The organism is Microbacterium sp. MPR-TSA4 (assembly GCF_058792815.1).
Window position 1 is genome coordinate 1 of record NZ_JBXAFF010000041.1, and the last position, 23,111, is coordinate 23,111.

The window sequence follows — 23,111 nt, forward strand, 5'->3', positions numbered from 1 at the left end:
GTGGGTGGGAGAGGGGGGAGAATGGCGGGATGGATGAGTTCTCCTTCCTCGCGGCCCAGGCCGCGGAGCTCGGCATCGACGCCCCGCCTCCGGTCCGACGGCTGACCCACACGCTGCCGGACGGTCGCACGGTGAGCGCGCTCCACTACGGCGATCCGACCACCGGAGCCTTCGCTCCCCCGCAGGTCACCCTCCTGCACGGCGCGGGCCTGAACGCCCACACGTGGGACACGACGGTGCTCGCCCTCGGGCTCCCGGCGCTGGCCGTGGACCTGCCCGGCCACGGCGACTCGTCGTGGCGGGCGGACGCGACGTACGCGGGCGGCGTGCTGGCCGCCGACATCGCCCCCGCGATCGCCGCCTGGGCACCGGCCGCGCAGGTGCTGGTCGGGCAGTCGCTCGGCGGCCTCACCGGCGCGGCCCTCGCCGCGGCGCACCCCGACCTCGTGCGCGAGCTGATCGTCGTCGACATCACTCCCGGCATCGACCCCAACGGCGACGCCGCCCAGATCGCGGCCTTCTTCGCGGGGCCCACCGACTGGGCGAGCCGAGAGGAGCTCGTCGAACGCGCCCTCGCCTTCGGCCTCGGCGGGTCGCGCGAGGCCGCGACGCGCGGCGTCACGCTGAACTCGCGCATCCGCGCGGACGGCCGCATCGAGTGGAAGCATCACTTCGCCCACCTCGCGAACGCGCTCGCCGGCGACCCGGATGCCGCCGCGAGCGCCGCCGCCCAGCAGGCCGCTCTGCGCGGCGCGCTGACGGCGAGCGGCTGGGACGATCTCGCGGCCGTCGCCGCGCCGATCACGCTCGTACGCGGCACCCGCGGGTTCGTGACGCCGGCGGATGCCGACGAGTTCCGGCGCCGCCTGCCCGCGGCATCCGTGGTCGACATCGTCTCGGGCCACAACGTCCAGGAGGAGCAGCCGGTCGAGCTGGCGCGACTGATCGCACAGGTCGCCCGCGGTTGAGGCGGGGCCGGCCCGACGCGCTGCATGACGCGCCGTGTCGGGGCTGCGACGATCGATGACCGCGACGGGCCCGGCAAAGCCTAGGCTGTAACGCGCACAAGAGTCCGCGGGCCGCTGCGCACAGCAACGGCGCATGCCCGCGCCCCCGAAAGGACACCTCTCACATGCTTCGCCGCACCTCCGTCGCCGCGGCCGCGCTCATCGCGGCCGGCGCCCTGCTGCTCAGCGCCTGCTCCGGCGGCGCCGCCCCCGACACCTCGGCCTCCGCGGTCACGCCCGACCCCGACGCCGTCGTGACGGTGCGTCTGGTCTCCGAGCCGAGCAACCTCGACATCCGTGAGACGGCCGGCGCCGCGCTCGACCAGATCCTCATCGACAACGTGTACCAGGGGCTCGTCTCCCGCACGCCCGACCAGCAGATCGAGCCGGCGCTGGCCAGCAGCTACGACGTCTCCGGCGACGGCCTCACCTACACGTTCACCCTCCGCGAGGGGGTGAGCTTCCACGACGGCTCGCCCCTCACGCCCGAGGACGTCGTCTGGTCGCTCCAGCAGGTGAAGGACAACGCCGCCTACCGCGACTCCGAGCGCCTCGCGCGCGTTCAGACGATCGCCGCGAACGGCCAGAACATCGTCCTCACCCTCAGCGAGCCCGACTCGAGCCTGCTGTGGAACCTCACCGGTCGCGCCGGCCTCGTCCTGAAGAAGGACGACACCACCGACCGCAAGACGAAGGCCAACGGCACCGGTCCGTTCACCCTCGCGAACTGGAAGCAGGGCGATTCGATCACCTTCGACCGCAACGACGCCTACTGGGGCGACAAGGCTAAGGCGAAGGAGGTCGTCTTCGACTACATCCCTGACAACCAGGCGGCCCTCAACGGCGCTCTCGCCCACGAGCTCGACGTCGTCACCGGCTTCGACGCGAACCTCAAGGACCAGGTCGAGGCGAACGGCGACTTCGCGCTCGTGCTCGGCAAGTCCACCGACAAGGGCACGCTCGCGATGAATGCGACGAAGGCCCCGCTGTCCGACAAGCGCGTGCGCCAGGCCATCCGCCAGGCCATCGACCACGACGCCATCGTGAAGGCGCTGGGTGCGGGCCAGACCCTCTACGGTCCCATCCCCGAGCTCGACCCCGGCTACGAGGACCTCTCGTCGACGGCGCCGTTCGATCCGGATGCCGCGAAGAAGCTGCTCGCGGAGGCGGGCGTGAGCGATCTCACGCTGACCCTCACGATCCCCTCGTTCTACGGGACGACGGTGTCGCAGATCCTCGTGTCGAACCTCAACGACGTGGGCATCACGCTCAAGGTGAAGGCCGTCGAGTTCCCGACGTGGCTCAACGACGTCTACATCAACAAGAACTACGACCTCAGCTTCGTCCTGCACACCGAGGCGCGTGACTTCGAGAACTGGGCGAACCCGGACTACTACTTCACCTACGACAACGCCGAGGTGCAGAAGCTCTACCAGCAGTCGCTCAGCGCGACCGACGAGCAGACCTCCGCCGACCTGCTGAAGAAGGCCGCGAAGATCGTCGCCGACGACCAGGCCGCCGACTGGCTGTACAACGGCGCCTCGGTCGTCGCGGTCGCCACCAACGTGAGCGGCTTCCCCTCGGTCAACGTCAACGAGCGCATCGACCTCGCCGAACTGGCCAAGAGCAAGGGGTGATCCGCTACGTACTGACGCGACTGGCCCTGCTCCTGCTGGGCCTGTTCGTCGCCAGTGCGCTGATCTTCCTCACGCTGCGGGTCCTTCCCGGCGATGTGGCGCAGCTCATCGCCGGGATCGACTCGAGTCCGGAGCAGGTCGCCGCGATCCGCGAGCGCCTCGGCCTCGGCCAGCCGCTGCCCGTGCAGTACCTCGCCTGGATCGGCGGGGTGCTGCGCGGCGACCTCGGGCAGTCGCTGCTGACCGGGGCGCCGGTCGGGGCGCAGCTGGCCGAGAAGGCCCAGGTCACCATCCCGCTGGGGCTGATGGCCATGACGGTGGCGCTCGTGATCGCCCTCCCCTTCGGCGTCGTGTCGGCGATGCGCCGCGGACGCCCCGACGGCACGGCGCTGTCGGTGGGCGCCCAGGCCGTCGCGGCGGTGCCGGTCGTGTGGGCGGGCATGATGCTCGTCCTCGTCTTCGCGGTCTGGCTCGGCTGGCTGCCCGCGCAGGGGTTCCCCCGCGCAGGATGGAGCGACCCCGCATCCGCCGTCCGCGCCCTGCTGCTGCCGGCGATCACGATCGGCGTGGTCGAGGGTGCGATGCTGATGCGCTTCGTCCGCTCGGCCACCCTGCAGGCCACGGGGCAGGACTTCGTCCGCACCGCGGCCGCGAAGGGCCTCACCCGCACCCAGGCGCTCCTGCGCCACGGCCTGCCCACGGTCGGGCTGTCCATCATCACGGTGCTCGGGCTGCAGGTCGCGGGGATCATCGTCGGAGCCGTCGTCATCGAGCAGCTGTTCAGCCTCCCCGGCATCGGACGGATGCTGGTGGAGGACGTCGGCAAGCGCGACCTCCTGAAGGTGCAGGGCGAACTGCTCGTGCTGACCGGGTTCGTCCTCGTGGTCGGGTTCGCCGTCGACCTCGTCCACCGGGTCATCGACCCCCGGCAGCGGGAGGCGGAATGAGAAGGCTCGAGTGGCTGCGGCGGCTCTGGTCGCTGTCGACGGGACGCTTCGGTCTCGTGGTGGTCCTCGCGATCGGGGTCGTGGCGCTCGTCGCGCGGTTCTGGCTGCCCTTCGATCCGCAGACCGTCGACGTCGACGGACGGTGGGCTCCCCCGGGCTGGCCGCATCTGCTCGGCACGGACGGCTCGGGCCGCGACATCCTGAGCCTGCTGATGGCCGGGGCGCGCACGACCGTCTGGGTCGCGCTGGGCGCCGGGCTCGTCGCGACGGTGATCGGCGTCGCCCTCGCGGCGCTGGGCTCGCTGACCGCCCGCTGGCTGCGCGAGACGGTGGCCGTGCTCGTGGACATCCTGATCGCCTTCCCGGTCCTGCTGATCGCCATGATGATCTCATCGGTGTGGGGCGGCTCGCTCTGGGTGGTGATCGTGTCGGTCGGCATCGGATTCGGCGTCAACATCGCGCGCGTCACGCGCCCGGAGCTGCGGCGTGTGCTGCACAGCGACTTCGTCCTCGCCGGTCGCGCGGCCGGACTCACCCCGTTCCAGAACCTGTACCGGCATCTGCTGCCCAACGTCGCGCCCGTGTTCATCGTGCAGCTGTCGTGGGGCATGGGGGTCGCCGTCCTCGCCGAGGCCGGACTCAGCTACCTCGGCTTCGGCGCGCCGCTCACCGAGCCGAGCTGGGGACTGCTGCTCAAGGACCTCCAGCAGTACATCTCGGTGCATCCGCTCAGCGTGGTCTGGCCGGGTCTGGCGATCACCATCACCGTCCTCGGACTCAACCTGCTCGGCGACGCCCTGCGCGAGGCGACCGACCCCACCCTGTCGCGGCGTCGCACGGCCGCGCAGACGCATACCCCGGCGGTGATCGCATGAGCCTCGTGGTGCGCGACCTCGTGATCGAGATCGACGGCCGTCGTGTCGTCGACGGCGTCTCCTTCGACGTGCCCGACGGCGCTCGCGTGGGGCTGATCGGTGAGTCCGGCTCGGGCAAGTCGCTCACCGCCCTCGCGGTGCTCGGCCTCCTGCCGGACGCCGCGACGGCGTCGGGCAGCATCCGCTGGGACGACCGCGAGCTGATCGGCCTCCCCGACCGCGAGCTCGCGCGGCTGCGCGGCGACGAGATCGGCATCGTGTTCCAGGAGCCGCGCACCGCCCTCAACCCCATCCGCACCGTCGGGCGTCAGATCGCCGAGTCGGTGCGCATCCACGAGGGCCTCGGACGCCGGGATGCCGCGGTGCGCGCGATCGCGGAGGCGGAGCGGGTGCGCCTGCCCGAGCCGGCGCAGATCGTGCGGCGCTATCCGCACCAGCTCTCCGGCGGTCAGCGACAGCGCGTCGCCATCGCGATGGCCCTGGCCTGCCGCCCCCGGCTGCTCATCGCGGACGAGCCCACCACGGCGCTGGACGTGACGATCCAGGCGGAGGTGCTCGACCTGCTGGCGGGTCTCGTCACCCGCGATGGGATGTCGCTCGTGTTCATCACCCACGACCTCGCGGTGCTCTCGCAGATCGCCACCCACGCGGTCGTGCTCGACGAGGGACGGGTCATCGAGCACGGACCGCTCTCCCGGCTGCTCACCGCACCGGCATCCCCCGTCACGCAGGGACTCCTGCGCGACGCGACCGCCACCCTGTGGCGCCCGGGAGGGATCTCGTGAGCGACGCCTCGCCCCTGCTCAGCGGACGCGGGCTGAGCCGCCGCTTCCGCCAGCGCGGCACCCGACTGCTCGAGCCGGCGCGGTGGACGACGGCGCTCGACGACGCCGACATCGACGTCTTCGAGGGATCGGCCGTGGGCATCATCGGCGAGTCCGGCTCCGGCAAGTCGACCCTCGTGCGCATCCTGCTCGGACTCGACCGCCCCTCGACGGGCACCGTCACGGTCGCCGGTCGCCGCGTCGACGCCGGCGCATCCGCCCGCTCGCTGCATTGGTTGCGCCGCGAGACGGGGATCGTCTTCCAGGACCCCTACGCGTCGCTCGACCCGCGCATGAGCGTCGGCCGGATCGTGGGCGAGCCCCTGTGGGCGCTCGGCATCCCGGGCGACCGGCGCGCCCGGGTGCGGGAGGTGCTGGAGGCGGTCGGGCTGGACGCCGAGATGGCCGACCGCTACCCGCACGAGTTCTCCGGCGGCCAGCGTCAGCGCGTCGCCCTCGCCCGCGCGATCGTGCACCGTCCGCGCATCCTCGTCGGCGACGAGCCGCTGTCGGCCCTCGACGTCACCGTGCGTGCGCAGATCCTCGAGCTGCTGCGCGCGCTGCGCGAGAGCGAGCGGCTCACCCTCGTGATGGTCTCGCACGACATCGGCGTGGTGCAGAACCTGTGCGACGAGGTCATCGTCATGAAGGACGGGCGGATCGTCGAGGAGGGCCCGACGGAGAAGGTGCTCCTCGCCCCTCAGGTCGCCTACACGCGGCGTCTGCTCGCATCGATCCCGGTGATCGACCCGCCGCGGGACGCAGACGGGCGTCGGTAGCCGGGCGTAGGGTGACGCCATGCCGGCCATCGTCCCCCCGTACCTGCTGTCCCGCCTCGCCGCCGCGCAGGCTCCTCACCTCGAGGCCGCGGCGGAGGCCGCCCGGGCGACGCTCGCGATCGTGCGCACCTACCATCCGTCGCGTCCCGATCGCGCCCGGCTCGACCTCTCGGTCGACGGCGATGCGCTCGTCGTGAGCGGCGAGCCCGCCCCCGACCGTGTGATCTCCGACGCGCAGCACCGCGAGCAGCTGCCCGGCGTGCGCGTGCGCGGCGAGGACGATCCGGCCTCGGGCGACCCGGCGGTCGACGAGGCGTCCGACGGGCTCGGGGCGAGCTTCGAACTGTTCTGGGATGCGTTCTCCCGGCGGTCGATCGACGGCGCGGGCGGCACCCTCGAGGCGACCGTGCACTACGGCGATCGCTACGACAACGCGTTCTGGAACGGCGAACGGATGGTCTTCGGCGACGGCGACGGCGAGGTGTTCCGCGGCTTCACCGGGTCGATCAGCGTCATCGGGCACGAGCTGGGCCACGGCGTGATCGAGCACGGCGGCGGTCTCGACTACCGCGGACAGTCCGGCGCGCTCAACGAATCGGTGGCCGACGTCTTCGGCGCCCTCACCGAGCAGCACCTCCGCCGCCAGAGCGCCGCCGACGCGACGTGGCTGATCGGCGCCGGGATCTTCACGGACGCCGTCCAGGGCGTCGCCCTGCGCTCGCTGAGCGCACCGGGCACGGCGTACGACGACGACGTGCTCGGCCGCGACCCGCAGCCCGCCCACATGCGCGACTACGTCGACACCGCCGAGGACAACGGCGGCGTCCACATCAACTCGGGCATCCCCAACAAGGCGTTCCACCTCGTCGCCACCGCCCTCGGCGGCTTCGCATGGGAGCGCGCCGGACGCATCTGGTACACCACCGTCACCTCGGGCTCGCTGTCGCGCACGGCCGACTTCGCGACCTTCGCGGCGGCCACGACGGCGACCGCCGAGCGGGAGTACGGTGAGGACTCGGAGGAAGCCGAGGCCGTCCGCACCGCGTGGAACGCCGTCGGCGTGACCGCCCGTGACGAATCACCCCGATCCAGGCCCCACGTCTGACCCTGCCGAGCAGGGCGAGCCGGAGGTGTTCCTGAGCGTCACCCGCTCCGGCGGGTTCGCGGGGCTCACCCGCCGCTGGAGCGTGAGCGCTCCCCCGCACGAGTCCGCGACCTGGATCGCGCTCGTCGGGCGCTGCCCGTGGGAGGCCACGGCATCCGATCCCCCACCGGCCGACGGCGCCGATCGCTTCACCTGGACGATCGACGCCGACTTGCGCGGTCGACGTCACCGCGCCGTCATCGGCGAGGACCAGGCGCGCGGCCCGTGGCGCGAGCTGCTCGACGCCGTCCGCGCGCGCGGATCCGCGGGCTGAGCCCGACCCCGCCCGGCTCGGCCTGCCTCGCCGGGCTGTGCCCCCGTGACGAGCGTCGGACAATCCGCGCGGCGGCCCGGGAGGGCGCCCGAATACCGCGGGTACCCCTCGGGGCCGGCCGAGAAGTCCGGCGTTCGTCACGGCGCCTCCGCGAGCAGGGGCGGGGTGGCGCCTCCGCGGGCGACGGGCCGGCGGGCGACGGCGGCCGGTCAGCGCTCGGATCGCGAGAACAGCGAGCGCTTCTTCTTGACGGGAGACAGCTGCTTCTGCAGGTAGATGGTGCCCAGCCAGCGACCGAACTTGAAGCCGACCCGGCCCATCCGCCCGACCTCGACGAAGCCGAGCTTCTCGTGGAGGGCGATCGACGACTCGGCACCCTTGTCGCTGATGACGGCGACCATCTGGTGGATGCCGGCGGCCTCGCTCGCCGCGATGAGCGCTTCGAGCAGCGCACGCCCCAGCCCCTTCCCGGTGGCCGCCTGCCCCAGGTAGATGGAGTTCTCGACACTGTAGCGATACGCGGACTTGGCGGACATGGGCTGTACGAGCGCGTAGCCGAGGATCTGCCCGCTCGGCGACTGCGCCACCAGGAACGGCATGCCCAGCCGCGACAGGTGCGCGACCTTCTCGCGCCATTGCGCGAGCGTCCACTTCTTCTCGTCGAAGGTCACGACGGAGTTCGTCACGTAGTGGTTGTAGATCTCGCGGATGTCGGGGATGTCGGCATCCCGCACGGGACGGATCTCGTACGCGAACGGTCGTTCCTGCTCGGCGCGCCGCAGATGCGCCGGCAGCCGCCGTCGCGTCTTCTCGTACTCCTCCTCCAACATGACGCTCAGCCTAGGCGCCAGTCCACGGCGGACGCACCCTGCTGCGCCAGCAGCTCGTTGACGCGCGAGAACGGCCGAGAGCCGAAGAAGCCCCGGCTGGCCGACAGCGGTGAGGGATGAGCCGATTCGACGATCGGGGTCGCCCCGAGCAACGGCCGCAGGTTCGCGGCATCCCGCCCCCACAGCACCGCCACGAGCGGGCGTTCGCGGGCCACCAGCGTGCGGATGGCGTGCTCGGTCACCTTCTCCCACCCCCACCCGCGATGCGACGCGGGAGCCCCGGGCGCCACCGTCAGCACGCGGTTGAGCAGCATGACGCCCTGGTCACTCCAGGCGGAGAGGTCGCCGTGCGGCGCTCTCGGGATGCCGAGGTCGGCTTCGAGCTCCTGGTAGATGTTCGCGAGGCTCCGCGGCAGGGGCCGCACGTGCGCGTCGACGGCGAACGACAGGCCGATCGGGTGACCGGGCGTCGGGTACGGGTCCTGACCCACGATGAGGACCTTCACCGCGGACAGGGGGCGCGCGAACGCGCGGAGCACCTTGTCGCCCGCGGGCAGGTAGGGGCGTCCGGCGGCCGTCTCGGCGCGCAGCCGCTCGCCGAGGGCGGCGATATCCGGGGCGACCGGCGCGAGCGCGGACGCCCAGTCCGCGTCGATGAGCCCGGCACCGGCCAGCTCATCGAGCGTCATCGCCATCAGGCGCTCGCCTCCGCGCCGGCATCCTCCTCGATGACGGAGCCGGCGGCCGACCACGGGAAGTCGATCCAGCGGTCGGTCTCACGCCAGGAGTAGTCGGGCCGGGCGACGCTGCCGGGCTTCGTGTAGATGCAGACCGAGCGCACATCGGCATCCGCGTCGCGCAGCATCTTCACGGCGAGCGCCAGCGTGCGTCCGCTGTCGGCGACGTCGTCGACGAGCAACACGCGCTTGCCCGGCAGGTAGCCGAGGTCGAGGTCGGGCGGCAGCAGCGCCGGCGCCTCGAGCACCGTGCCGATGCCCGTGTAGAACTCCACGTTCAGCGCGCCGCAGCTCTTCACGCCGAGGCCGTACGCGATGGCGCCGCCGGGCAGCAGCCCGCCGCGCGCGATCGCCACCACGACGTCGGGCACGAACCCGTCCGCCACGATCGATCGGGACAGCGCCCGGGTCGCCTCGCCGAAACCGTCCCATGTCAACACTTCGCGCTCGCTGGTCACGGCATTCAGCCTAGGCGTCGGTGCCGCCGCCCGCCGTCACGCGTGGCTAGAGTGAACGCCGTGACCTCCCCCACTGCAGGCTCTTCGACGGCGAAGACCTCCCGCGCCCGCTCCGCCCGGCTCCCCGCCGGCTTCGGCATCACCGCCGGCCTGATCGGCTGGTTCATCCTGGTGGAGATCGTCAGCGGCATCCTGCAGGGCTACTACGTGCCGCTGTTCAGCGACATCGTCGTCTCCCTCGGCATCCACGATTCGGACGTCAACTGGTTCGAGGCGGCGCAGCTGCTGCTGTCGGCACTGGTCGTCCCGGTGCTCGCCAAGCTCGGCGACATGTACGGGCACAAGCGCATCCTGCTGATCGCCGCGATCCTCACTGCCGGGGCGACGTGGTGGCTCGTGTTCGCGACCTCGTTCTGGAGCTTCCTGATCGCCTGGGCGCTGCAGGGCTTCTACGTCGTCTGGCTGCCGCTGGAGATCGCGCTCATCTTCGAGCGCGGACGCGTCCAGCAGCGGGGCGTGTCCACGACCCGCCGCGCCGCGGGCCTGCTCGTCGTCGGGCTGCAGGCCGGAGCGATCATCGGCGCCCTCGCCGCGGGGCGCATCTTCGCGGCGACCGGGCAGAACCTCACCGCCACGCTGGTCGTGCCGGCGATCGCCGTGACGGTCGTCGCCCTCGTCATCTGGGTCGGCGTCCCCGAGTCCGTCCCCGAGGGCGGACGACGCCTCGACACCTGGGGGTTCGTGCTGCTCGCCTGGGCGCTCCTGCTGATCACGGGCGGGCTCGCCTGGATGCGGATGATCGGCGAGCTCGCACTCGGCTCCGGCGCCTGGTTCTGGGTCGTGGCGCTGCTGGTCGCGGGCGCGGGCGTGCTCGTCTGGTTCGTGCGCTACGAGCTGCGCCAGGACGACCCCGCCGTCGACATCCGCGTGCTGCGGCGACCGGAGATGTGGCCGGTGCAGGCCACCGCGTTCCTCATCGGGATCAGCCTCCTCGGCGCCCAGGGACCGCTGTCGACGTATGCCGGCACCGATCCCTCGATCGGGTACGGCCTCGGCCTGGATGCCACGGAGCGCTCGAACATCATCGGCGTGTACCTGGTGTCGCTGATCGTGGGAGCCGTGCTGTTCGCGATCACGTCGCGGCGGGCGAGCCCGCGGATCGTGCTGATCGGGGCCTCCCTGCTGGTGGGCGTGGGGTATCTCCTCTTCCTGCCGTTCCACCTCGAGCTGTGGCAGGTGCTGCTGAACCTCTCGATCGCCGGTCTCGGCTGCGGTGCGCTCGTCGGGGCGCTCCCGGCGGCCGCGGCCGCCGCCGCCCCGCGCGGGCAGACGGGCATCGCGACGGCGTTGACCAACACGACCAAGACCATCGGCGGCTCGTTCTCGTCGGCCGTGTTCGGTGTGGTGCTCGCCGCCGGCGCCGGCGCCGTGGCCAGCCAGACCGCGGCCTCCCTCGGCGGCTACCTCACGGTGTGGGCGATCTGCGCCGGCGGCGGCTTCCTCGCGGCCCTGCTGCTCGTGTTCGTCCCGAAGGTGGCCTTCTCCGACGCTCCCGCCTCCTGACGCATCGCCGCGGCGGGCGCGCCGCGGGGTCAGCCGCGCGGGCGGAGGCGCCCGCGCGCGAGCAGGTGCTGCGCGGACTGGGCGACGGGCCGCATCGTCACGAGGTCGAGGTTGACGTGCCCGGGCGCATTCAGCGCGTAGGCGATCACGTCGGCGACGTCGTCCGCGACGAGCGGATTCTCGACGCCCTCGTAAACCTTCTCGGCGGTGGCACGGTCGCCGCCCAGCCGGTTGAGCGTGAACTCCTCGGTGTAGACCATCCCCGGCGCGATCTCCGTCACCCGGATCGGCTCGCCGTTCAGCTCGAGGCGGAGGGCGTGCACGAGCATCGCCTCGCCCGCCTTCGCGGCGTTGTAGCCGGCGCCGCCGGGATACGCCGTCTGGGCGGCCGTCGAGGTCACGTACAGGGTGTCGGCGTGGCCGCCGGCGCCGATCGCCGCACGCAGCAGCGGCAGCACCGCGGCGGTCACCAGCTGGGCCGACAGCACGTTGGCCTCGAACATCCACCGCCAGTCGGCGGGATCGCCGTCCTCGACCCGGTCGGTGCCGCGCGCGCCGCCCGCGACGTGGACGAGCGCGTGCAGCGGACCGGTCGCGGCCAGGTGCTCGACGAGCGCGGCGACGTCCGCCGCGTTCGAGAGGTCCGCCGCGAACGACGCGGAGCCGACCTCGGCATCGAGGGCGGCGAGGCGGTCGGCGCGGCGCGCGACGCCCACGACCTCCCACCCGCTCGCCCGGAGGGCCCGCACCGTGGCGGCTCCGATCCCCGAGCTCGCACCCGTCACCACGGCTCGTCTGGTCCCCTGCTGCGAAGTCATGCCCCCACGCTACGTCACGGTGCCGGATGCCGTCGGGAGCCGAATTCGTTACGTCACATTTCCCACCCGTTGTTGACAACGACGCCGATCCCTACTCTCGGTGGTGGCCGCGGCGTCCGTCCCGGCACCCCTCCACTTCCCGATACCCCGATGGAGCCCGACATGTCCGCATCCGAGAACTGGCGCTTCGAGACCACGCAGATCCACGCGGGCGCCCAGCCCGATCCGGTCACGAAGGCGCGCGCCACCCCGATCTACCAGACCACCTCCTACGTGTTCGACAACGCCGACCACGCCGCGAACCTCTTCGCTCTGGCCGAGTTCGGCAACATCTACACCCGCATCCAGAACCCCACGCAGGATGTCGTCGAGCAGCGCATCGCCGCGCTCGAGGGCGGCACCGGCGCCCTCCTCGTCGCATCGGGTCAGGCCGCGGAGACCTTCGCGGTGCTCAACATCGCCGAGGCGGGCGACCACATCGTCTCGTCGAGCTCGATCTACGGCGGCACCTACAACCTGTTCAAGTACACGCTGGGCAAGCTCGGCATCGAGGTCACGTTCGTCGAGAACCAGGACGACCCCGAGGAGTGGCGCCGCGCCGTCCGCCCGAACACGAAGCTGTTCTTCGCGGAGACGATCGGCAACCCGCAGATCAACGTCCTCGACATCCGCACCGTCGCCGACGTCGCGCACGAGGCCGGGGTGCCGCTCATCGTCGACAACACGATCGCGACCCCGTACCTCATCCGCCCGTTCGAGCACGGCGCCGACATCGTCGTGCACTCGGCCACCAAGTTCCTCGGCGGTCACGGCACCGTCATCGGCGGCGCGATCGTCGACGGCGGCACCTTCCCGTGGTCGGAGCACGCCGACCGCTTCCCGGGCCTGACCACCCCCGACCCCTCCTACCACGGCGCGGTCTACACGCAGGCGGTCGGCGACGGCCTGGCCTACGTCATCAAGGCCCGCGTGCAGCTGCTGCGCGACCTGGGTGCCGCCATCTCGCCGCAGAGCGCGTGGCTGCTCATCCAGGGCATCGAGACCCTGTCGCTGCGCATCGAGCGTCACGTGCAGAACGCGCAGGAGATCGCGGAGTGGCTGGAGAACCACGACGACATCGCCTCGGTGAACTACTCGGGCCTGCCCACCTCGCCCTGGTACGCCGCCGCGAACCGCTACGCCCCGAAGGGTGTCGGCGCGGTGCTCTCGTTCGAGCTGAAGGGGGGCGTGGAGGCCGGCCGTGAGTTCGTCAACGCGCTCGAGCTGTTCAGCCACCTCGCGAACATCGGCGACGTGCGCTCGCTCGTCATCCACCCGGCATCCACGACGCACTCGCAGCTCACGCCCGAGCAGCAGCTCACGACGGGTGTGACCCCCGGCCTCGTGCGCCTGTCGGTGGGTCTGGAGAACGTCGAGGACCTCAAGGCCGACCTCGCGCAGGCCCTCGCCGCCGCGCGCAAGGTCTCCGAGGCCGCCCGCGCCTGAGCCCACTCCCCTCCCGCGGCGCACGAGCACCGCAGGATGCCGCGAACTCCGCAGCCGATCACGCGATCGACTGCGGAGTTCGTGCGTGTGGGCCCCGCCCGGCGTAACAGTCGGTTCGCGCGCCGGGCGAGCCGGGAGAATGGAGCGTATGGACTGGCAGACCTCCGAGGACACGGTGCCGAGCGCGCCGATCACGGAGGCCGACGCGCGTCTCCTGCGCGGACGTCCCCCGGCGACGGGCGCCTGGCGCGACGGCGATCCGGCCGGCGAGCGCCGGTTCGCCGCGTTCGGCGCGTTCACGACGGAAGGCGGTCGGGCGCTGCCCGGCATCCGACTCGCCTACGAGACCTGGGGCGAGCTGTCCCCCGACCGCGACAACGCCGTGCTCGTGCTGCACGCGCTGACCGGCGACAGCCATGTGCGCGGCGCGGCCGGCCCCGGCCACCCCACCGCGGGCTGGTGGGACGACATCGTCGGTCCCGGCGCTGCCATCGACACCGACCGCTGGTTCGTCGTGGCGCCCAACATGCTCGGCGGATGCCAGGGCTCGACGGGCCCGTCCTCGATCGCACCCGACGGCTACGAGTGGGCGGGACGCTTCCCGTACCTCACGATCCGCGACCAGGTCGCCGCGCAGGTGCTCCTCGCCGACAGCCTGGGAATCCAGGTGTGGGCAGCGGTGATCGGCGGCTCCATGGGCGGGATGCATGCCCTGGAGTGGGGTGTCGGCCTCCCCGAGCGGGTGCGCCGGCTGGCGGTCCTCTCCTCGCCGCCGACGACCACGGCCGACCAGATCGCCCTCAACGGCGTGCAGCTGGAGGCCATCCAGATGGACCCCCGCTTCGCGGACGGCGAGTACTACGACGCGCCCGACGGCGACGGCCCGCACCGCGGTCTCGCCCTGGCCCGCCGCATGGCACTGCTGAACTACCGCAGCCCCACCGAGCTGAACCAGCGCTTCCAGCGCTCGTGGCAGTCGGGAAAGAGCCCGCTCGGGCACGGCGGCCGGTTCGCCGTGGAGAGCTATCTCGACTTCCACGGCAACAAGTTCACGCGCCGCTTCGACGCGAACACCTACATCACGCTCGTCGAGGCGATGAACTCGCACGACGTCGGTCGTGATCGCGGCGGTGTCGAGGACGCCCTCGCCCGGGTCACCGCCCGCACGCTCGTGCTCGGCATCGACAGCGACCGGCTGTTCCCGATCGACGGTCAGCACCGGATCGCACGAGGCATCCGCACGACGATCGACGACGGCGCGATCGTGCTGTCGAGCGACTTCGGCCACGACGGCTTCCTCATCGAGACGCCCGCGGTGGGAGCACATCTGCGGCGACTGCTGCAGGACTGAGCTCGCGCCGACACCGCCGCCGCATGCCGGAGGGTGGGGCCCCTTCCCGACCCCACCCCTCCGGGATCAGGCGCGCCCGCGGCGGAGGACCCTTACGCCGACACCCGCGGTCAACAGCAGCGCGGCCAGGAGCGCCCACGCCCACGGAACCTGCGCACCCGAGACCGCCAACTGCCCTGCGGGAAGCACCGTCACCGGCACCTGAGCGATCAGCAGCCCCGCGCCGTCCCACACGAACACCGTGTGCACGCCGACGGCCAGCGATGCGGGGATCGCGACGTCGAACGCCGTCCGGCCCGAGGCGTCCGCCCGCGCGATCCCGCCGATCCTGATCGGATCGCTGTGCAGCTCGGCCGTCACCTGCTCGTCCGGGTGCAGACCCGACACGCTCACGCGCACCGTCCCGCCGCGCTCCACGGAGGTCGCCGACGCCGACGCCACCGCAGGCGCACGCGGAGACGAGGTCCCCGGCACCGTTCCGCTCGGTCGCGGGATCGGCGTCACCGTCGCCGTCGGCGCCGGGTCGAGAGGCGTCGGGGACCCCGTCGGCGTCGGCGTGGGCGTCCCCGTCGGCGTCGCGGTCGGCGTCGGCGTCGGCGTCGCGGTCGCGTGGACGAGGGAGACGTCGTAGTCGACGAACGTGACATGGTCCTGCGCGTACGCGCGGAGCCGGACGGTCGTGGGCGCGCCGGCATCCGCGAGGGTGACGGTCCGCGGCTGAGTGTCGTCCACCAGGATGTCGCCGACGTACACGAGCCCGCTCGGGGATGCCGGGGCGATCGTGAGGGTCGCCGTCGTCGCATCGCGGGGCACGGTGGCCGTGTAGGCGTAGGTGCCGCGTGCCAGGGCGGGGGCGAGCGTGCCCCCGTCCACAGCGAGCGCGGCGAGGTCGGCGTCGGTGTCGTACTGGGTGCTCAGGGTCGTGTACACGCCGTAGACGCCCCCGACGTAGCCACGGCCGTTGTTCTGGAACCGCACGGTCACGACGGGGATCTTCTCCCCCCGCGCATCGAGGACGTAGGCGCCCGACTGGTCGCGCAGATAGCTGTCGCGCGCTGCGATCGCATCGAGCACCGCCTGCGGGATCCGGTCGTACTGGATGTACCACGTGTCCGTGCCGTGGGCACCCGTGACGGTCTCGGTCTTCAGCTTGGTGTCGTTGAGGTAGACGTCGAAGCTGCGCCCCTGGTCTCCCCCGTAGTACCGCACGCCCAGGTAGTTGACACCCGCGGCGGGATCCACCTTCATGTCGTACTGGAACCAGGCATCCGACGCGTTCTGAGCGTCGCGGTAGGGCTGGCCCCGCCAGACGCCGACGCCCGACTTGTTGAAGGCGTAGTTCTTGCCCGCCTCGCTGTTGTTCGCGTCGAAGGAGGTGAGGGCGTCGATGGTCGTCTCGTCGGTCCGGAGCTTCTCCTTGTCGGCCTTGATCAACGCCTGCGCGGCCGCGGAATCGGGTTCGATGAGATTCATGTACAGCGCGTACCGAGCGTTGTACAGGCTGTAGTACGGCTCGAACACGAGGGCGCCGGAGGCGGCATCCGTGTTGCGCAACGCGAACCGCAGGGTCGTGCGGCCGTCCTTGTTCGGGCCGTCCGGCAGCCGGACGAGGTTGTCGACGATGTCGCGCTTGAAGGCCGCCACGTCGGAGACGAGCACGTCGTTGTTGACCGACTTGTCCGCCTGGCTCATGCGCACGAGGATGCCCGCCTGGTAGTCGGCGGTGACGTTGGTGCGATTGAGCTCGGTCGCCAGGACGAGCGGGCCGTACTGGAACGCGACCCAGTCCTTGTTCTCGGTCTGGTCGCTGACGGTCACCTTGGCGGGGATCGTGTACGCGACGACGTCCCCCGCGGCGACCGGGAGGGCGATGTACCCGTCCTCACCCTGCGCCGCGACCGCGGCGACGCCGTTGATGGTCACCGCGGGCCCGCCCGCGATCCACCCCGGCACGCGCAGCTTCAGCGTCGTGCCCGCCGCGCCCGCGCCGCCATCGGCGGCGGCCACCTCGAACGAGACGGTGTCGCGCGCGGGCACGTCGGCGGTCTGCGTCAGGGTCAGGTTCAGGTCCGCGGCCGTGTACACCGAGGAGCGGAACATGTTGACGTAGACGGTCGCATCCTTGCGGAAATACACGGAGTCGCCGAGCTTCGTGAAGCTCTCGGTCGCGGTCCCCTGGTCGCACCAGAACTCGTCCTCGGGCTTGCCGAACACCTTCGCGTACCCGGCGGTCATCGGCTGGAAGTACGTGACCATGCCGGTGTCGGGGTTCTGCGAGGCCAGGATCGTGTTGATGTAGGTCAACTCGTAGTAGTCGGCGTACGCGCTGTCGGGAGTGATCCGGAACAGCGCACGGGTCAGTTTGAGCATGTTGTACTCGTTGCAGCCCTCGACGGTGGAGTTCTCGCCGTAGCCGCTGGTCACCCCGCTCGTGGCGAACTCGTAGAGCGTGCCCGGATCGTGGAAGTGCTCCGAGTAGCTGTTGCCGCCGTTGACGTAGGAGTGATCCTTCGTCACCATCGTCCAGAAGTTCTCCGCCGCCTGACGGTACATGTCGAGGTCGGCCTTCTCACCGTCGGTGAGAGTCGCGTACAGCCTCGGGTTGTCGGTGAACAGCGTGTAGCGCTTCAGCGCGCCGATGACCTTCGGGATCGTCGTGTTGGCGTGCTTGCCCGCCAGCACGTCGCGGTTCGCGGCGAGGTCGCGGAACAGCGACACCTCGTCGAAGTACTCCGCGGCCCGCTTGTGCGCCGGGTTCTCGGTGATCGCGTACAGGTTGTACAGCGCTTCGTTCATTCCGCCGTACTCGGTGTTCAGCATGGACGACGGATCGGACTGGCGCGAGGCCCAGTCACGCAGCCACGTGCCGAACCCGCTCGCGACGGTGAGCGCGTCGGTCCCGAGCGCGGACGGTGCATAGGCGTGTGCGTCGAGCAGACCCGCGAGCACCTTGTGCAGGTTGTAGAACGGCACGATGAGGCCGTCCGCTCCGCCCGGCAGGTAGCCGACCGGGAACGGGGCGACGTAGCCGGCATTGGACGGGTCCTTGGCCGCGTACGCCTCCTGCGCCGCCTTGAGACCCTCGACCGAGGTCGTCAGCTTGTCGAGCAGACGCTGCTTGGTCTCGGCATCCGTTGCCGAGGCGTACGCCTGCGAGAGCGCGGAGATGTAATGCCCGAAGAAGTGCCCCTGGAAGCGCGCGCCGTTCGCCCGCTCCCAGCCGCCGTAGGGCTGCACGCCGCCGGTCGGCAGCCCCGCGAGCTCGTTGAACGAGTACAGGAACCGCAGGGGGTCGAGCGTCAGCAGGTAGTCGACCATCTTCTGGCCGCTGTTCTGGAGGTAGGGGTCCTCGAGCTGCACTTCGCTCAAGGCGGTGTCGGTCACGTAGATCGAGGTCGCGGCCCCCTGGGCGGGCACGGTGATCGCGAAGTCGCGCGCGCGAGCCGTGCTGCCGGCGTAGGTGCCGGTGGCCGTGAGCGTGACCGTGCCGTCCGCGCCGGAGGGGCGCGAGACGGTCGCCTGCTCGCCGTCGACCGCGATCAGCGTCGGCGTCGACGAGGTCCACGTGAGGGCGGTGCCGTTGCTCGTCGTCGTCGGCAGCGTGAAGTCGACGACCGCGCTCGCGGGCATCGTGAGGCCGTCGAGTCCGCGCTGCGCCGTGGTGGCAGGATCGTACGCAGGCGCGTTCTCGCGGTAAAGGGCGACGGCGTCGACATCGTCCGCCGCGGCACGGTAGATCGCATAGTCGTCGAGGGCGCCGACGAGGTAGGAGCCGCGGTACACGGTGCCGTTGTAACCGACCGTCTTGGTGACGTCGGTGGCCCCGATCACACCGGTGGCGTCACCGCCGACAGCGACGGCGACGGTCGACACCTGGCGCTCGCCGTTGCGGTAGAAGGTGACCGCCTTCGTGTCTCGGTCGTAGGCGACCACGACGTGCGTCCACGTGTCGGCGGGGAAGAACGCGCTGCGCGAGCCCGTCACCGAGACCTTGTACGGCTGGCCGCCGTTCAGCCCCGGCCCCACGGACAAGGCGAGCGGCGTGTTGTCGTTCTCGGAGCTGAGATACCAGCCGTCGGAGTTGTACACCCCTTTGTTCCACGCGAACACCTGCTCGCCGCCCATCGTGCCCGTGGGCTTCCACCAGAACGAAAAGGTCAGATCGGCGGGCTGCAGCGCCGCGGAAGTCCCCAGGGAGAGTGCCTGGCGACCGTTCATCGCGATGGCCTGCCCGGAGATGCCCGCCGTGTAGATGACGGGCTCGCCGGTGATGCTCGAGACCGAGTGGGGCGCCGGACTCGTGTCGCCGAGGGTGCCGTCGAAGGGCAGCTGCAGCACGGCCGCACCGTCGAGGGGGGATGCGGCGGCGGCGCCGAAGGTCGGAACGGCCACGACGGCGCCGGCCGCCATGACGGCGGCGACGACGCCCAGCGACATCGCCTTGCGAATACGAGACATGGGGTCCTCTCTGCGACAGTGCAGAACTCGTGTCCTCGCGGCGCGTCATCGCTGAGGCCGCCGCGGATAATGGCAGGCCCTACAGTAACGACTCTGTTAGCCCTAACAGAAGAGGGTCGTCGAAAATTTTCGATACGGCTCAGCCGGCCGGGTGCACGGCACGGCGCGTCGCGCGCGCCTCGATCCCGAAGCTGACCAGGGCGAGCACGAGCCCGGATGCCGCGAGCAGCGCGCCCACCCAGACCGGCGCGACGAAGCCGAACCCCGCGGCGATCACGACGCCGCCGAGGAACGCCCCGCTCGCGTTGCCGATGTTCAGCGCCGAGTGGTTCAGCGCCGCGGCGATCGACTGGTTGTCGCCGGCGACGTCCATGAGCCGCGTCTGGATCGACGGGCTGAGCACCGACGACACGAAGCCGACGAGGAAGATGAACACCCCGAGGGTGAGCAGCAGCCCCGCGCTCAGCGCGAGGAGCACCTGCACCACGACCAGGGCGGCGAGGCCGCCCAGCATCGTGCGCTTCAGGTCGCGATCGGCGAGGTGGCCGCCGACCAGGTTGCCGATCGTCATCCCGAGGCCCATGACGATGAGGATGACGGGGACCACGGCGCTCGGCGCGCCGGCCACCTCGGTCACGATCGAGGCGACATAGCTGTAGGCCGCGAAGAAGCCGCCGAAGCCGATCGCGCCGACCCCGAGGGTCAGCCACACCTGGCCGATGCGCAGCGCGCCCAGCTCGGCGCGGAGCGTGCGGCCGGGATCCCCCGCGTGGGCGGGCACGGTCAGGGCGATCATCACGGCGGCGAGCGCGAAGATGAGTGCGACGACGAGGAAGGCGACGCGCCAGCCGAAGCTCTGCCCGAGGAAGGTCCCGAGCGGCACACCGACGACGTTCGCGACCGTGAGCCCGGTGAGCACGAACGCGACACCCTTCGCGCGGTTGCCCGGCCCCATGACGTCGGCGGCGACGAGCGCGCCGATGCCGAAGTACGCGCCGTGCGGCAGCCCGGCCAGCACGCGGGATGCCGCGACCAGCTCGAACGTCGGCGCCACCAGGGTCAGCGCGTTGCCGACCGTCAGTGCGGCGGCGAGCGCCAGCATGACGCGGTGTCGCGGGTACTTCGCGACGGCGCCGGCGATCGTCGGCGCGCCGATGACCACCCCGAGCGCGTACAGCGTGATGAGCCAGCCGGCGTGCGCGACGGCATCCTCCGGCGAGGCCGCCCACGTGGCGGGCAGCAGGTCGGCGGCGATGTCGGGCAGCAGGCCCATGACGACGAACTCGGTCATGCCGATGCCGAACGAGCCGACGGCGAGAGAGAGGAGCGCCCACATCGCCGCACCCCTCGACGGTGTCGAGGAGATCACCCGGTCATGCTACCGGTTGCCGACAGCGTCAAGGCCGGCCTAGGACGGGTCGTCGAGCGCCGCGATGGCCGTCTCGAGCCGCTCGATCTTCCCGTCGATCTCACCGGTGCGCCCGGGCCGGATGTCGGCCTTGAGCACCAGCGAGACGCGCGAGCCGAACGGCATCACGGCATCCGTCGCCGCCTTCACGACCGCGAACACCTCGTCCCACTCCCCCTCGATCTCCGTGAACATCGAGGTCGTCCGGTGCGGCAGACCGGACTGCCGCACCACCTTCACCGCCGCGGCGACGGCGTCGTGGACCGAGCCGTCCGCGGACGGGGTCGGCTGCGAGGATGCGCCGCTGGGGGCGACGGAGAATGCGACGAGCATGGGGGCTCCTTCGATCGGGGTGAGCGGTCAGGGCAGGCTGCGCACGGTGGGCGTCTCGAGGGCGGCGGCTCGGGCAGCCCGTGCCGGCCCGGTGGGCGCCCGCACGACCGCGACGAGCCGGACCAGCATCCAGACGAACATCGCGACGAGCACGAGGTTGCGCAGGGTCAGCAGGCTCACCGGCACCACCTGCGGATACAGGATGCCGTTGTAGGTCAGCGGGTAGACGAGCTGGGTCAGCAGCGCGGCGAAGAGTGCCACGGATGCCGGGGCCGACCATCGCCGGCGATCGATGACCAGACCGACGACCAGCGAGGGCACGAGCCAGCACAGGTACTGCGGCGAGCCGACCTTGTTGAAGACGATGAAACCCAGCACCAGCGCGAGCGACAGCGTCGGGAACAGCGTCGCGTAACGGGCGCCGCGCATGACAGCGGCCGCCCCCAGGCCGACGACGGCGAGCATCGCGATCATGAGCGCGGGCGTCATCGCCGCGATGACGGGATCGATCTCGGTGCCCGTGACCTGGAAGGTCAGCAGGTCCTGGGCGTAGTACACCGAGAAGCCGGGGATGCCGAGGAGGGCGCCCCAGAGGTAGGGCATGCTGATGGGTGCCTCGACCTGCAGGCCCCGGGTCGTCTGATCGCCGATGAACCCGAACGCGTGCGCCGCGCCCCCGAGGGCGACGACGACGAGGAGGGTCGCCGCGCTCACCAGCAGCGCCCCGCCGATCAGGGCGATCCGCCGACGCAGCACCACGACCGCGGCGGCGAGCAGAGCGGCGGGCCACACCTTCATCCACGTGGCGACCGCCAGCAGCACGGAGGCCAGCCACGGCCGCCCGAGCAGCCAGAGGCAGCCCAGCACCGCCAGCGCCACGGTGAACCCGTCCAGCCGGTAGAGGCCGACCGGGCCCAGCAGTGCGATGTAGCAGAGCCAGAACCAGCCCGCCGTCCGGCGTGCGGCCGATCGGGCGCGACCGATGAGCACCGCGAAGGCGACGGCATCCGCGGCGATCACCACGAGCGCCCACGCGACGGTGTAGCCGGCGATCCAGGCGAAGGCGTGGGCGAGCAGCATGGGCAGCAGGGCCAGCTGGGGGTACACCCAGGACTGGTCGATGCCGACGATGCCGTATCCCTGCAGGGCGCCGAGCGACCAGGGCTCGTACACCCGGTAGACGTCGCCCATCGGCTCGTTCGGCAGGAGGAAGCCGAGCCAGGCCACGGCGACGTGCACGATCACGAAGGCGGCCCACAGTGCGCTCCGCCTCGTCATCCCCCCATCCTAAGGAGACGCGCTCAACGGTCCGAGACCAGCTGCCCGACGACGGATGCCACGGCGTGCGCGACGTCGAGGGCGACGATCGGTCCGCCGCCGTGTCGCTCGGACGCGAGCGCGCCGGCGCGCCCGTGCAGCCAGGCGGCGGTGGCCGCGGCATCCGCGGGTCGGTCGGGGTAGGCGGACAGCAGCGCGCCCAGCACGCCGGCGAGCACGTCGCCCGTCCCGGCGGTGGCGAGCCAGCCGACGCCGGACGTGACCGAGCGCAGGGCGGGGGCGCCCGTGCCGGGGGCGGCGATCAGGGTCGTGCCGCCTTTCAGGAGGACGACCGCGCCCGTCGCCGTCGCGGTGTCGGCGGCGGCCGCCTCGCGATCGGGCTGCTCGTCGCGCCCGAGGCGGCGGCGCAGGGCGGTGTGCTCGCGATCGTGCGGAGTGAGCACCAGGCGGGCGGATGTGCCGGCCGGCGCGGACGGCACGAGATCGAGGGCGCCGGCGTCCACGACGACCGGCACCTCTCCGGCGAGGAGCGTCCGGACGGCGGAGGTCTCCGCGGCGGTCCGCGTCTGCGCGGACGTGCCGGAGCCGACGACCCACGCCTGCACCCGGCCGTCGGCGGTGACCGTCTCGGGTCGGCGGTGCAGCACGAGGTCCGCGGCGCGGCGGGGTCCGAGGTAGCGCACCATGCCCACACCCGTGCGCCACGCCGCCTCGACACCCAGCACGGCCGCCCCCGGGTACTCCTCGGATCCGGTGCGCAGCCCCACGACGCCGCGGGAATACTTGTCGTCGTCGGCGGTTGGCACCCTGAGGAGGGCGGCGGATTCCGCCGCCGACCACGGCCGGGCAGCGCTCATGCCCGCCACTGTACCCCGGCCCCACCCCCGGTCGTCGAGCGAGGCCCG

The 23,111-nt window shown here is 71.6% G+C and carries 20 protein-coding genes; 11 read left to right on the top strand and 9 right to left on the bottom strand.

The genetic code is table 11. The features are described from left to right. Positions 1-29: 29 nt before the first annotated feature. From AC1Q49_RS13380 to AC1Q49_RS13415, 8 genes are all read left to right on the top strand, one after another. The gene (locus AC1Q49_RS13380; protein ID WP_101306661.1) at positions 30-968 is read left to right on the top strand and encodes an alpha/beta fold hydrolase; all 939 of its coding nucleotides are present in this window, start codon (positions 30-32) and stop codon (positions 966-968) included. A 164-nt stretch (positions 969-1,132) separates the two neighbouring features. Beyond that, positions 1,133-2,644, top strand: a complete 1,512-nt coding sequence (locus AC1Q49_RS13385; RefSeq protein ID WP_492492716.1) for an ABC transporter substrate-binding protein — start codon at positions 1,133-1,135, stop codon at positions 2,642-2,644. Then, a complete protein-coding gene (locus AC1Q49_RS13390) occupies positions 2,641-3,591 on the top strand; it encodes an ABC transporter permease (protein ID WP_061782533.1) in 951 nt (316 codons plus the stop codon). The genes AC1Q49_RS13385 and AC1Q49_RS13390 overlap by 4 nt, the downstream gene beginning before the upstream one ends. Continuing rightward, entirely contained in the window at positions 3,588-4,466 is an 879-nt protein-coding gene (locus tag AC1Q49_RS13395; RefSeq protein ID WP_492492719.1) for an ABC transporter permease, read from the top strand. The genes AC1Q49_RS13390 and AC1Q49_RS13395 overlap by 4 nt, the downstream gene beginning before the upstream one ends. Then, positions 4,463-5,251: an ATP-binding cassette domain-containing protein gene (locus AC1Q49_RS13400; RefSeq protein WP_060960888.1), complete on the top strand. Its 789-nt coding sequence runs from the start codon at positions 4,463-4,465 to the stop codon at positions 5,249-5,251. Before AC1Q49_RS13395 ends, AC1Q49_RS13400 begins: the two co-directional genes overlap by 4 nt. After that, positions 5,248-6,069, top strand: a complete 822-nt coding sequence (locus AC1Q49_RS13405) for an ABC transporter ATP-binding protein (RefSeq protein ID WP_082734282.1) — start codon at positions 5,248-5,250, stop codon at positions 6,067-6,069. The genes AC1Q49_RS13400 and AC1Q49_RS13405 overlap by 4 nt, the downstream gene beginning before the upstream one ends. Before the next feature lie 19 nt (positions 6,070-6,088). After that, positions 6,089-7,174: a M4 family metallopeptidase gene (locus tag AC1Q49_RS13410; RefSeq protein ID WP_492492722.1), complete on the top strand. Its 1,086-nt coding sequence runs from the start codon at positions 6,089-6,091 to the stop codon at positions 7,172-7,174. 25 nt (positions 7,175-7,199) lie between these two features. Next, entirely contained in the window at positions 7,200-7,487 is a 288-nt protein-coding gene (locus AC1Q49_RS13415; protein WP_492492724.1) for a protealysin inhibitor emfourin, read from the top strand. Between the two features lie 209 nt (positions 7,488-7,696). Here the strand turns inward: AC1Q49_RS13415 and AC1Q49_RS13420 are convergent, their stop codons facing one another. From AC1Q49_RS13420 to AC1Q49_RS13430, 3 genes are read right to left on the bottom strand one after another with little or no spacing between them, the layout of a single operon-like run. After that, positions 7,697-8,317 (bottom strand): GNAT family N-acetyltransferase, encoded by a 621-nt coding sequence (locus AC1Q49_RS13420; RefSeq protein ID WP_060960891.1) that lies wholly within the window; start codon positions 8,315-8,317, stop codon positions 7,697-7,699. A 5-nt stretch (positions 8,318-8,322) separates the two neighbouring features. Further along, the gene (locus AC1Q49_RS13425) at positions 8,323-9,012 is read right to left on the bottom strand and encodes a uracil-DNA glycosylase (RefSeq protein WP_060960892.1); all 690 of its coding nucleotides are present in this window, start codon (positions 9,010-9,012) and stop codon (positions 8,323-8,325) included. Then, entirely contained in the window at positions 9,012-9,512 is a 501-nt protein-coding gene (locus AC1Q49_RS13430) for a phosphoribosyltransferase (protein ID WP_205283271.1), read from the bottom strand. The genes AC1Q49_RS13425 and AC1Q49_RS13430 overlap by 1 nt, the downstream gene beginning before the upstream one ends. 60 nt (positions 9,513-9,572) lie before the next feature. Between AC1Q49_RS13430 and AC1Q49_RS13435 the strand changes: the two genes are divergently transcribed. Further along, positions 9,573-11,075, top strand: coding sequence for an MFS transporter (locus tag AC1Q49_RS13435; protein WP_240191294.1), 1,503 nt, complete (start codon positions 9,573-9,575; stop codon positions 11,073-11,075). A gap of 29 nt (positions 11,076-11,104) precedes the next feature. Here AC1Q49_RS13435 and AC1Q49_RS13440 read toward each other — a convergent pair whose 3' ends face one another. Then, complete coding sequence (locus tag AC1Q49_RS13440) at positions 11,105-11,893, bottom strand: SDR family oxidoreductase (RefSeq protein WP_101306667.1); 789 nt, start codon at positions 11,891-11,893, stop codon at positions 11,105-11,107. A gap of 162 nt (positions 11,894-12,055) precedes the next feature. Between AC1Q49_RS13440 and AC1Q49_RS13445 the strand changes: the two genes are divergently transcribed. Both AC1Q49_RS13445 and metX read left to right on the top strand, forming a co-directional pair. Further along, positions 12,056-13,378 (top strand): bifunctional o-acetylhomoserine/o-acetylserine sulfhydrylase, encoded by a 1,323-nt coding sequence (locus tag AC1Q49_RS13445; protein WP_060961029.1) that lies wholly within the window; start codon positions 12,056-12,058, stop codon positions 13,376-13,378. Positions 13,379-13,526: 148 nt separating this feature from the next. Next, the gene (gene metX / locus AC1Q49_RS13450) at positions 13,527-14,729 is read left to right on the top strand and encodes a homoserine O-acetyltransferase MetX (protein WP_492492729.1); all 1,203 of its coding nucleotides are present in this window, start codon (positions 13,527-13,529) and stop codon (positions 14,727-14,729) included. A gap of 66 nt (positions 14,730-14,795) precedes the next feature. On the opposite strand, the gene AC1Q49_RS13455 is transcribed toward metX, so the two are convergent. From AC1Q49_RS13455 to AC1Q49_RS13475, 5 genes are all read right to left on the bottom strand, one after another. After that, positions 14,796-19,187, bottom strand: coding sequence for a beta-L-arabinofuranosidase domain-containing protein (locus AC1Q49_RS13455; RefSeq protein ID WP_492492731.1), 4,392 nt, complete (start codon positions 19,185-19,187; stop codon positions 14,796-14,798). A gap of 139 nt (positions 19,188-19,326) precedes the next feature. Then, a complete protein-coding gene (locus tag AC1Q49_RS13460) occupies positions 19,327-20,523 on the bottom strand; it encodes an MFS transporter (RefSeq protein ID WP_060960895.1) in 1,197 nt (398 codons plus the stop codon). 72 nt (positions 20,524-20,595) lie between these two features. Beyond that, positions 20,596-20,928, bottom strand: coding sequence for a thiamine-binding protein (locus AC1Q49_RS13465; protein WP_492492733.1), 333 nt, complete (start codon positions 20,926-20,928; stop codon positions 20,596-20,598). A 27-nt stretch (positions 20,929-20,955) separates the two neighbouring features. Further along, positions 20,956-22,206 carry a glycosyltransferase 87 family protein gene (locus AC1Q49_RS13470; RefSeq protein WP_492492735.1) on the bottom strand — a complete coding sequence of 417 codons (1,251 nt, stop codon included), beginning with the start codon at positions 22,204-22,206 and terminating at the stop codon, positions 20,956-20,958. A gap of 23 nt (positions 22,207-22,229) precedes the next feature. Then, complete coding sequence (locus tag AC1Q49_RS13475) at positions 22,230-23,063, bottom strand: NAD(P)H-hydrate dehydratase (protein ID WP_205283276.1); 834 nt, start codon at positions 23,061-23,063, stop codon at positions 22,230-22,232. Between the last annotated feature and the right edge of the window lie 48 nt (positions 23,064-23,111).